The organism is Aliifodinibius sp. S!AR15-10, from assembly GCF_031569985.1.
Lineage (GTDB): Bacteria > Bacteroidota > Rhodothermia > Balneolales > Balneolaceae > JAMQKA01.
Map to the genome: position 1 here is coordinate 20919 of NZ_JAMQKA010000066.1, position 9768 is coordinate 30686.

The following is a 9768-nucleotide window of genomic DNA, read 5'->3' on the forward strand; positions in this document are numbered from 1 at the left end:
TAAAACGAATAAGGAGATGCCATGGAATCTATTCTTAAAAAAAGTAAGCTGGAAGCTTTCCGACCACATTTTGCAGGAAGACTTCTTTGTCCAGGGGACGATGATTTTGATTCTGCACGGCGTGTATGGAACGGAATGATTAATAAAGTCCCCCAGGTTATAGCTCGCTGCACCGGGGTACCAGATGTTCGAAATGCAGTTACGTTTGCAAGAGAGAACAATCTGCAGGTAGCAGTTCGGGGCGGTGGACATAATGTTGCAGGCAACGCAGTGTGTGACGATGGAATGGTTATAGACCTTTCTCCAATGAAGGGAATAAGAGTTGATCCTGTTAACCGTACTGCGCGTGCACAGCCGGGAGTGTTATGGGGAGAATTTGATCGGGAAACGCAACATTTCGGATTAGCTACTACCGGGGGGGCGGTTTCTACCACGGGTATTGCCGGGTTGACCCTGGGTGGTGGTGTTGGCTGGCTCTTAGGCAAATATGGAATGACTTGCGATAACTTGCTTTCAGCAGATATTGTTACGGCTGATGGTGAGTTTATAACTGCCAGTGAGGATGAAAACCAAGATCTGTTTTGGGGAGTGCGAGGTGGTGGAGGCAACTTTGGTATTGCTACCTCTTTCAAATATAAGCTTCATTCAGTGGGCCCCATCCTAGGAGGGGTTATACTATACCCGCTTAACCAAGCTGGTGACCTACTGCACTTCTATCGGGAATTTACGGCCAATGCTCCAGACGAGCTTACTGCATATATCGCTGTTATGACCTCGGAAGAAGGAATCCCGCTGATCGCAGTCGCCCTGTGTTACTGCGGTGCTGACTTGAATGCAGGAGAACGTTTGATTAAACCGCTGCGAAAGTTTGGATCGCCGGTGGCCGATATGATTGGTCCTGTACCCTACCTGAAACAACAGTCTATGTTAGATGCAAATGTGCCTCATGGCCGACACAGCTACTGGAAATCCAATACGCTTTCTGGATTGAGTGATGATGCCATTGACACGTTCATCTCTTACATTGCCAATATCAGTTCTCCTCTTTCCTGGATTCTTATAGAGCATCACCATGGGGAGATGAGTCGAGTTGCACCCGATGCAACTGCGTTTAGACATCGAAAAGCTCCTTACGATTTAATAATTCTTTCCCTGTGGACTGATCCGGAGGAGTCTGATAGACATATACGTTGGTCTCGCTCGTTTTTTGATGCTATGAAACCCTACTTTGGAGACGGGGTTTATGTAAACTCACTTAGCCACGATGAAGGAATAGACAGAGTTCGTTCTGCTTATGGAGAAAACTACGAGAGGCTCAACACCCTCAAGAAGAAGTTTGACCCGGAAAACTTCTTCCACTTCAACCAGAATATTAATCCTGTAATGGTGTAATAACGTCAGAATTCTTATTAATAACCCCACGCTTGGTCCCTATGCTCTGCGTTGGGACCTGTGGGGACGCTCCGCAACCCATGGTGCGACAGAGATGCGGAGCATCGCGTTCCTTTTATGGGGCGCTTCATTCCCTCTTTTACCAAACCCAAAACTCTTAATTCCCAATTCATAATTTTTCATTCCTAATTCCCCGAAGGTAAATTTCGCTGGAAAGGGAAAAGCAGTAGCGTCAAGAAACCATTTCTGCCCTTAGTTGATCCGCTCTCAACAACGCTAACGGTGTGGGTTTTCATAGCCGATATTTTTTGGTAAAAGTTCTTTAGTCCAGACCACTGTCGGTTTTTTTTCATTAAAAAATACGCCTATAGATGAAGTCCCCCGTCCTCTAATTAATACAGTGTATACAAATTTGGACACTCTCAAATTTCTTGGAAATACACTTATATCCAACTAAAACTATAAAATGATCGCTCAGACTATTTAAAATAGACTTTCCCCTTCTCCCCCCTCCCTGCTCCCTACAAGGATAGAAGATGCGGTATGGATATTGCAATTCAACTGATTGAGGCACGACATTAAAAAATATTAACATCTAAGCAGGGTTAGTCATGAAAGTTGCCATAGTAACCGACTATTTATTACAACTTGGTGGCGCTGAAAAGGTCACATCCGCTATTGCCAGTATGTACCCAGATGCGGATATCTACACATTAATTTGTGATGACAAAGTGAAGGAAAAGCACTTCAAGGGTCGAGAGATCATTGAGCATCCCGCTTTTAAAGACTCATGGTTTAAGCGGAAATTCTACCGGTTATTTGTTCCGATGTATCCAACCTACATTGAGGATTTCGATTTCAGCGGGTATGACCTGATTATTTCCAGCTCTTATCTGTGGGCGAAAGGGATATTACCCGATATGGAGGCAACACATGTTTCCTACGTGCACACTCCCATCCGGCAGGCTTGGGTAAAGTATCATGAGTACCTGCATAACGAGAATGACATCGGGCGGATCAAGCGATTTTTCCTCCGCTTCGTCATGAACTATATCCGTATGTGGGATGTCTCAAGTTCAAAGCGCGTAGACCACTTTATTGCAAACTCTACGACTGTCAAAAAGCGAATTGAACATATTTACCGTCGGGAAGCCAGTGTAATCCATCCCCCGATCGAAATATCCGAGCATTCAAAACATGTAAAAAGCAGATTTGGCGACTACTACGTCACCCTTGGGCGCCTGGTTCCCTACAAACGGATAGATCTTCTTATTGAAGCTTTCAATCAGTGCCCTACGCGCAAACTCTACATCATGGGTGATGGAAACGACATGGAGCGACTGAAAGAACTTACCCAGTCTCCCAATATCCATTTCATGGGATATGTGGACGATGAAACGAAATACCGGGTTCTTTCCCATGCCAAAGGGTTCCTGTTTGCGGCTGAAGAAGATTTCGGTATGAGTCCCATTGAGGCGATGGCCACCGGCGTTCCAGTGCTGGGATATAATAAAGGAGGCACCCGGGACTATATACAGGATGGCATCAACGGCACCTTCTTTGAAGAACAAAATTCACGCTCACTGCTGAAAGCGCTCGACAGATTCGAAAACATGAATTTTAGTAAAGAAGAGATTGTCGGCTCCGTCAAGAAATTCAGTGAAGCGCGATTCAAATACCAATTCACAGAATTTATGGAGGACAAGGTAAAAACAACCAAAGAAACTCCGCAGAGTTTAACACGAGAACCAAGTTACGCCAACGTGCACAGGCTACATTAACATTAGCACCACAGGTTAGTGTACCTACACATTATTGTACCATCAGCTATCCCTAATAAATATTATTTACGCTATGTCTGTATCAAGTCCAACTATATCGCGAAAGAAAGTTCGTAAAAAAAATCTTAACGTGGTCCCCATTCTCAGAAAGGACCCCGTTGATCTACGGATTAAATCTATATCGTTCAATTATAACAAGGTGCTCCAAAAGAACCAGTCATGGAAACGTCCACTGGATATCACTCTTGGCACCATTGGCATGGTTTTTTTCATGCTATTATATCCCTTTATAGCCCTTGGTATAAAACTTTCATCCAACGGTCCGGTTATTTTTAAGCAGGATCGCACCGGGTATGACGGCAATGTCTTTTCCTGCTATAAATTTCGAACGATGCACTGTAATAAAGAATACAATAGCGGTGATAAACCTGATATCACCAAAAAGAAAGACAGCCGTATTTTTGCCTTTGGGGAGCTCCTCCGCAAGTCAAATCTGGATGAAATTCCCCAGTTTATCAATATCCTGAAGGGAGATATGAGTCTTGTAGGTCCGCGCCCCTACCCTGTAAAGGAAAACCACTATTGGGAAAATACCTTCCCGGACTTTTATAAACGCCTTGCCGTAAAGCCGGGACTTACCGGGTTGGCACAGGCCACAGGATTTCGTGGCGGAACCCTCAATCTCCGGCATATGCGTGAGCGTCTGCGACGTGACTTGCTATATATCAAGAAAAGCTCACCGAGCATGGACTTGAAGCTCATTTACCTTACGCTCCGCAAAATGGCGACCGGTAATACCGATGCCAACTGAGTGATAATAGGATCAAAGGTTCAAAGGTCTAAAGGTCGGAAAGTCAAAGGTCCAACGATTAGGGTTGGGTTGGAATCTTAAATCCTTTTGAGGCTCATTCTTCTTGTCAGCATAAACCCTTCAACATGCAAATTTTGCCTTTGGACTCCCCGGTGGTAAAGCCGATACCGCATCTTATGCCAAGATTGATCGTTTGGCCGCTTCACTTCCCACTTCCCTTCCAAATTAATCTGTTAGTTCTATTTTCCCGGTTCCCTTAGATTATTTTATAGTAGTTTCCCTTTAACCTTAGAATTTGAGAGGAATTAATGGTAAAATGAGGATGTCTAATAAAATCAGGAACAAAGGTTTGCTTCTATATTCACAGTTAGACAATACTACTATAGTAAAAATTCAATTGTGAGAAATCACACGAGCTATAAAAGGAGCACAAATGAGTAACATTCTTGAGCAGGCCAAATTGTTTTTTGACGCGTGTGAAACTGGTAAAGGTTGGGACGGTTGCAAATCATACTGTCATGCCGATGCAACCTTCTCGGCTCAGGCAGATGCGCTGGCCGAGGTAGACACCATTGAAGGATACAGCGAGTGGATGAAGAACCTGTTTACGCCGGTACCAGATGGTCACTATGAGCTGAAATTCTTGGCGGCTGACGAAGAGCGCCAGTGTGTAGCGGCTTTCGCCGTATTTCACGGCACAAACACCGGCCCGGGTGGACCAGTTGAACCAACGGGTAACGCTGTAGCGGCTGATTATGTTTACGCCATGGAGTTTAACGGAGACCGCATTCGGCACATGACGAAGATATGGAATGATACCAAAAGCCTGCAGCAGTTGGGTTGGATGTAAGTTAGGCTCCATATATTTAGCAGAACATAGGATTATTATTCTCTCCTCCCCACGGTTCTTGTAAATACGAACGGAGGACGAAGTATTATCCTGCCTAAGCGGGGATCCATGTTTATCAACGGCTGCCAATTGTAGACAAGCAGGGCGTTCTCATATTGTATCAGAAATAGAAGCTGACTTTCGAATAATATCAGGAGAATAAGTATCAGATTATGATAGAGGATAAACCCATCATCAGGTTATATTTTGTGAAAATGAAGGAAACATTTAATAACCTCTCGGAAGATAAAAAAATGGCTTTTATGCGAAAAGACCGAGAGAACTTGGATCAACTCGGAATGAAAGCAATCACGATGATTAATTGCCGTCGGACAAATGACGAGTGGGATTATGTTGGCGTTGAAGAATGGCCCTCTATGGCAGCCATTGAAGAGCGTAAAAAATTCGGAGATCAAGAGCTTAACGTTTCCAAGTATGTTATATCAAAGACCTTATTAGGCACTCCTGAATCATTTGCAAATTACGGTAAGAAGTGAGACCAGAATAATCTAACTAGCACTAGTCGGGACAAGCGGTGGTCAAATTCCCAGACTTTTAATAAACACTGAATCCTCCAAACTTTAAGCGAAGGTCGATAGTAGTATATTAACCTGAGTTCGATATAAGACTAATTCAAAATAACAACTGTCATCGCGAGGAGGCTCTTTGTTGCCCTTTTGGCTTAATGATGAGGTCGACGCGGCGATCCCCGTCCGTTTTTTTGTTCACCCACCGGGAGATTGCCTCCCGAAAGTTTTCGGGATCCCGATGGTCACTTAATCCCTCGCAATGACAGTTTTTATCTCGAACTGACGTTATATTAAAAAAAGGTTATGGCGAATTGGGAATTTGAACATTCGATTTATACCGAAGCCAACAGGAAAGACGCCTGGGATCACTGGTCTGATGTGGAGAATCACGCTAAGATGGAGCCGGGGGTCGAGAGCATTGAATTAGATGGTCCATTTGCCACTGGCACTACAGGCCGTACAATAACCAGTGAGTATACACAGGAATGGGAACTAACGACCGTGATTGATGGTGAGAAGTGGGTCATCACTGGTCATACTCCGGATGGAGGTGGGACGCTAAGTTTTGCCTGGAAGTTTGAAGATGAAGGCAGTGGTACCCGATTGACACAACAGATTAAAGCCACCGGATCCCTGGTGGAAGAGTATCCCGAAGAGATTCAACAGATGGAGGCAAACGCACCTAAAGCGATGGCTAGGTTGGCCAAAGAATTGAATCGTCTTGCCGAAGAGGAATGGAACAAGAAATAAAGCTGGTGGGGGTACTTTGATAATGGGCTAAAGTTTTGTGTGTCAACTATTTAGTGATTTAGTTCGAAAAGCTTGTCAAACATTTTTGCTATTACAGAAATTGGCTGCTCAGATAAAATCATTCAACAATAAACTCCCTGACCAGAGGCGTATCGTTACCAAGTAAGTCCATCCCTTGATAAAACCAGATCCACGCATATCGACCAGGCGTGAAGTCTGCAGTTATATAGGCAGTCTGACTCGGCGGAAGGTATTCAAAGCCTCCAAGACTCTCATAAGGTGCGGGATTAATATAGTTCCATTTGGTAACATCACGAATATTTGTGGTATCCCCGAGATGGGCAAGCCACACGCTGTAGTATCCGTCCGTACCATTGCGTAGATTCTTTGGCACCTTTTTGACGTGAAAGCCTACTGTTTGCGTACCGGATCTTAGCGTATCGTCCATATGGATTTCGTTTTCTACACCGTAAACCGTTGCGTCTGATTCAAGTGTTGATCCTTCTCCTGATGAACCCTCCGCTACGACTCCGTCCACCATCCCAAGTGAAACGTGAATACTGCCTGCAGTACAACCAAAGAAAAGGGATTGAATCCGGGTAGATGAGAAAAGAACCTCACCCGGAATTGCTATAGCCTGTTGACTTTGGGGGGCATATAGTAGGTTATAGCACTAATTATTATCAAAAAATGGCCCTGTATTATTGAATAACTTTCGCACCTCTTCCTCCTTAAGATGGCCTCTTAAAATTTGATAATACGCATTCGTGCTTTTCAAGACAGGCCAATCCGTTGCATATACAAATCGTTCAATTCCCAGCTTTCGAATACGATGAATTAATTTGTCGTTTATCTCTTGTCTTTCCTCTTCAGAAACTGACGTATCAGATCTGGCATTGTAGTACTCAATAATATTGGGCGATGCTATAGAGGCTGAAATATCAAATACAAGGTCCGAGTCCATAATCTTTGGATTTTGATCTATTGCTTTGTCAAACACTTTCATAACTCTTTCAGTGGTGTAAAAGGGCGGAACTCCACCTCCCATATGAGCAATCTGTACTGGGAGATCGGGAGCTGTGCTCAATACTTGGTTGACAAAAATTTGGGCATCCTTGCTTCCATAATCTGGATTCGCAGTGAACATGTGGATAAGAATGGGTAGATCAAAATCTTCTGCGTTATGAAATACGGTGGAAAGTTTTTTTACATGTTTCTCATTCCGAAGATCGACACCAGATGGGTATAAATTGAGTTTTAAGCCCATAATGTTGGACATCTTAGAACAACGCTCTATTTCTTGGATAGCATAGTCGGCCAAAGGATTTACACTGCATAGAGCAACGAGCCGATCTGGAAATTGTGATGCTTGGTTGGCTGTATAGTTATTTTCTGATTTTACCCTCTTATGCTCTGCTTCAAAAGTGAACATTTTGGAACCGATTATAAAGCCAGCAGAAAGTAACACTCCCTTATCAACAGCTGTAGTATCAAGAAATGTAATAGCATCGTTTGCATCCACAGTCATGCTCTTAATTTCAGACTTTGCTATTCCCTCAGCCTGTTCCAATAAAATATTCCGGGTTTTTTCACTCATAATGTGCATATGATGGTCAGCTGCAGGGGTCGGAATCTTGTCTGAAGAGCAGCTAAGAACGATAAAAACACTTATAAATATACCTACTATTCTAAACTTCATAGCTTGTTTTGGTGGATTAATTCAATGTAGAGAATTAGTGGTATAATGACCTCGCATAAGGGTCGTGCAAAATGGTCTGAATTTGATTTAAAATGTACTACGGAACTGACCAAAAATAAACCGGCAGCCAACGGCGAGGCACATCCTCCTTAATGCGCCTTGTTAGTCTGCTGTTCAAAGATATTAGTTGCCCATACTTGAAATCCCGGAGCGATCTGATCCAACCTTTCAATCATCACCTCGTTGACCTCCATCAGTCTTTGTAGGACCTCTTCTTTAGGCAGTCTGTCCAAATTATTATAGATTGCCCCGACCTTTTGCGAGAGTGAGTCTTGTTCAGAAAATATTGTTTTTGCCTCACGAATAAAGTCGAAACCGTGGTTTTCTGCTACTTTGTTGGCGCGTTGAATTAAGTTAGATTGCAACCAATGATATTCGGGACCTTCTTTACCTGGTAGATAAAACACTTCAAGAGAACTTTTTTCAGGTGTATAGCAATCCAGAGTCACTGCGGTCATCAGATCCCAAATCTTGGCCTCCTTGGGCTCATACTTATAGAGATATATTACAGTAAAGTAGTTTGCCAGAAATTCAGAATACCATACAGTTGGCACCTTAATGTCAAGGTTTTCAACTACACCATGTCCCAATTCATGAATCGTAATGATCTCAACATAACGGCGTGAGGCCTCTTCCAAAGAATAGCCGATTTCATTCAATCGCTCATGATCATCGTTAGAAAGACATTTTTTTAAATTTTGAAGCTGCCTAAAGATGACACCTTCAGCATCTACAGATACAATTGCAGATGCAGGGCGACCGCTTACGGATTTCCCAAGATTTCGATGCTGCCATCCACCTCGACCCCAAACTGCAAAACCATATGGCATTACGGAAAGCTCCTTCCACGATGAGGTATCAGGCATTATCAGGTGAAATTTACCAAAGTCAATATTTAAAGAGTCCTTGAAAAACTGCAATGCCCGTTCCGTACGTGCCCCCAGCATTTCTGCACGGTTCCGATAGCCAGGAGTAAAGTGCACTGTGGTTGTCCCCTTTTGCAACGAATCCAAGTTAAGTGCCCGAACCCGCTCAAGTAAAAAAGGTTCATTTTGTTTCTGAGCTTGAGCAAACAGACTGTTACAGGAAAAGATCAATAACAGGGTTATAAATCCAGTTGCTACAGTGTATTTAGTGGTTGGTCTGTTTGAATGTTGTCTTTTGCTCTCCGAATGGTTGAGTAGCATTGTACGTTGATTATTTTTTTGAAATTTACACGACTACAGATTTAAATTGCCTAACGTAGTGTTTGTTAGGTTAACCAACTACTCTATCGGTATACCCTGTACCAAATCACGATAGATTTTCCACTGGCCATCAATGTTTTTCCAAATACAGACATATCGTTCCTGCTGAATTTCTTTGCCCTCTTTATCAGATACCGTACCTATGCCATATTCATACGCATGATTCCCAAAGATTTCTACCTCCTGAGCCTCTGGTTCGATAATAAGCCCTGCGCCAATCAGACCATCGAAGGCCTTTGTTACACCTTCTGTTCCTTCGACCATGCCACCGTTGGGAGGGTAGAATTTGGCATCTTTTGTATAGAGAGTTTCAGCTAATTCCCCAGGCTTATTATCTATTATAAACTGCGTAAGTTGGGCATAGCTATCATTAATGGTCTTCTTTAATTCTTCTGAGTTTTTCGTCTTCATATTACCCCTTTTTGATTAGATATATTTATCTTAGAGTTCAAAGTCATCGCTATTTAAGAAATAAAAACAAGGCCGTGTTCAAGTGACTAATGCAACACAGCGGTGTTTTAGGGTTTGTTGGATGGGATTAAGGTAATCAAATTTTCGAACCGGTCGAAAGTTCAGGTACTCTTCGACAGTGTTGATGCGCTCGGCGGA

General features: G+C 43.2%; 11 protein-coding genes. 7 read left to right on the plus strand and 4 right to left on the minus strand.

The features are described from left to right. The first annotated feature begins 16 nt into the window (after nt 1-16). From NC796_RS24430 to NC796_RS24460, 7 genes are all read left to right on the plus strand, one after another. The gene (locus tag NC796_RS24430) at nt 17-139 is read left to right on the plus strand and encodes a hypothetical protein (protein ID WP_310688441.1); all 123 of its coding nucleotides are present in this window, start codon (nt 17-19) and stop codon (nt 137-139) included. Continuing rightward, entirely contained in the window at nt 136-1392 is a 1257-nt protein-coding gene (locus NC796_RS24435; RefSeq protein WP_310688442.1) for an FAD-binding oxidoreductase, read from the plus strand. The genes NC796_RS24430 and NC796_RS24435 overlap by 4 nt, the downstream gene beginning before the upstream one ends. A gap of 611 nt (nt 1393-2003) precedes the next feature. Further along, entirely contained in the window at nt 2004-3173 is a 1170-nt protein-coding gene (locus NC796_RS24440; RefSeq protein WP_310688443.1) for a glycosyltransferase, read from the plus strand. Nucleotides 3174-3246: 73 nt separating this feature from the next. Next, on the plus strand, nt 3247-3984 hold the full coding sequence (locus NC796_RS24445; RefSeq protein ID WP_310688444.1) for a sugar transferase: 738 nt from the start codon (nt 3247-3249) through the stop codon (nt 3982-3984). A 433-nt stretch (nt 3985-4417) separates the two neighbouring features. Then, nucleotides 4418-4834 carry a nuclear transport factor 2 family protein gene (locus tag NC796_RS24450; RefSeq protein ID WP_310688445.1) on the plus strand — a complete coding sequence of 139 codons (417 nt, stop codon included), beginning with the start codon at nt 4418-4420 and terminating at the stop codon, nt 4832-4834. A gap of 212 nt (nt 4835-5046) precedes the next feature. Beyond that, the gene (locus tag NC796_RS24455) at nt 5047-5370 is read left to right on the plus strand and encodes a hypothetical protein (protein WP_310688446.1); all 324 of its coding nucleotides are present in this window, start codon (nt 5047-5049) and stop codon (nt 5368-5370) included. Nucleotides 5371-5706: 336 nt separating this feature from the next. Further along, a complete protein-coding gene (locus tag NC796_RS24460; protein ID WP_310688447.1) occupies nt 5707-6153 on the plus strand; it encodes an SRPBCC family protein in 447 nt (148 codons plus the stop codon). Between the two features lie 118 nt (nt 6154-6271). Here NC796_RS24460 and NC796_RS24465 read toward each other — a convergent pair whose 3' ends face one another. From NC796_RS24465 to NC796_RS24480, 4 genes are all read right to left on the minus strand, one after another. Next, on the minus strand, nt 6272-6601 hold the full coding sequence (locus NC796_RS24465) for a hypothetical protein (protein ID WP_310688448.1): 330 nt from the start codon (nt 6599-6601) through the stop codon (nt 6272-6274). A 225-nt stretch (nt 6602-6826) separates the two neighbouring features. Next, on the minus strand, nt 6827-7852 hold the full coding sequence (locus NC796_RS24470) for an amidohydrolase family protein (protein WP_310688449.1): 1026 nt from the start codon (nt 7850-7852) through the stop codon (nt 6827-6829). Between the two features lie 149 nt (nt 7853-8001). Next, a complete protein-coding gene (locus tag NC796_RS24475; protein ID WP_310688450.1) occupies nt 8002-9099 on the minus strand; it encodes a hypothetical protein in 1098 nt (365 codons plus the stop codon). Nucleotides 9100-9177: 78 nt separating this feature from the next. Then, a complete protein-coding gene (locus NC796_RS24480; protein WP_310688451.1) occupies nt 9178-9570 on the minus strand; it encodes a nuclear transport factor 2 family protein in 393 nt (130 codons plus the stop codon). Nucleotides 9571-9768 lie beyond the last annotated feature (198 nt).

Coding starts and splice junctions, on each gene's coding strand:
- NC796_RS24430 (WP_310688441.1), top strand. CDS start 17: ATGCCATGGAATCTATTCTTAAAAAAAGTAAGCTGGAAGCTTTCCGAC.
- NC796_RS24435 (WP_310688442.1), top strand. CDS start 136: ATGATTAATAAAGTCCCCCAGGTTATAGCTCGCTGCACCGGGGTACCA.
- NC796_RS24440 (WP_310688443.1), top strand. CDS start 2,004: ATGAAAGTTGCCATAGTAACCGACTATTTATTACAACTTGGTGGCGCT.
- NC796_RS24445 (WP_310688444.1), top strand. CDS start 3,247: ATGTCTGTATCAAGTCCAACTATATCGCGAAAGAAAGTTCGTAAAAAA.
- NC796_RS24450 (WP_310688445.1), top strand. CDS start 4,418: ATGAGTAACATTCTTGAGCAGGCCAAATTGTTTTTTGACGCGTGTGAA.
- NC796_RS24455 (WP_310688446.1), top strand. CDS start 5,047: ATGATAGAGGATAAACCCATCATCAGGTTATATTTTGTGAAAATGAAG.
- NC796_RS24460 (WP_310688447.1), top strand. CDS start 5,707: ATGGCGAATTGGGAATTTGAACATTCGATTTATACCGAAGCCAACAGG.
- NC796_RS24465 (WP_310688448.1), bottom strand. CDS start 6,601: ATGGACGATACGCTAAGATCCGGTACGCAAACAGTAGGCTTTCACGTC.
- NC796_RS24470 (WP_310688449.1), bottom strand. CDS start 7,852: ATGAAGTTTAGAATAGTAGGTATATTTATAAGTGTTTTTATCGTTCTT.
- NC796_RS24475 (WP_310688450.1), bottom strand. CDS start 9,099: ATGCTACTCAACCATTCGGAGAGCAAAAGACAACATTCAAACAGACCA.
- NC796_RS24480 (WP_310688451.1), bottom strand. CDS start 9,570: ATGAAGACGAAAAACTCAGAAGAATTAAAGAAGACCATTAATGATAGC.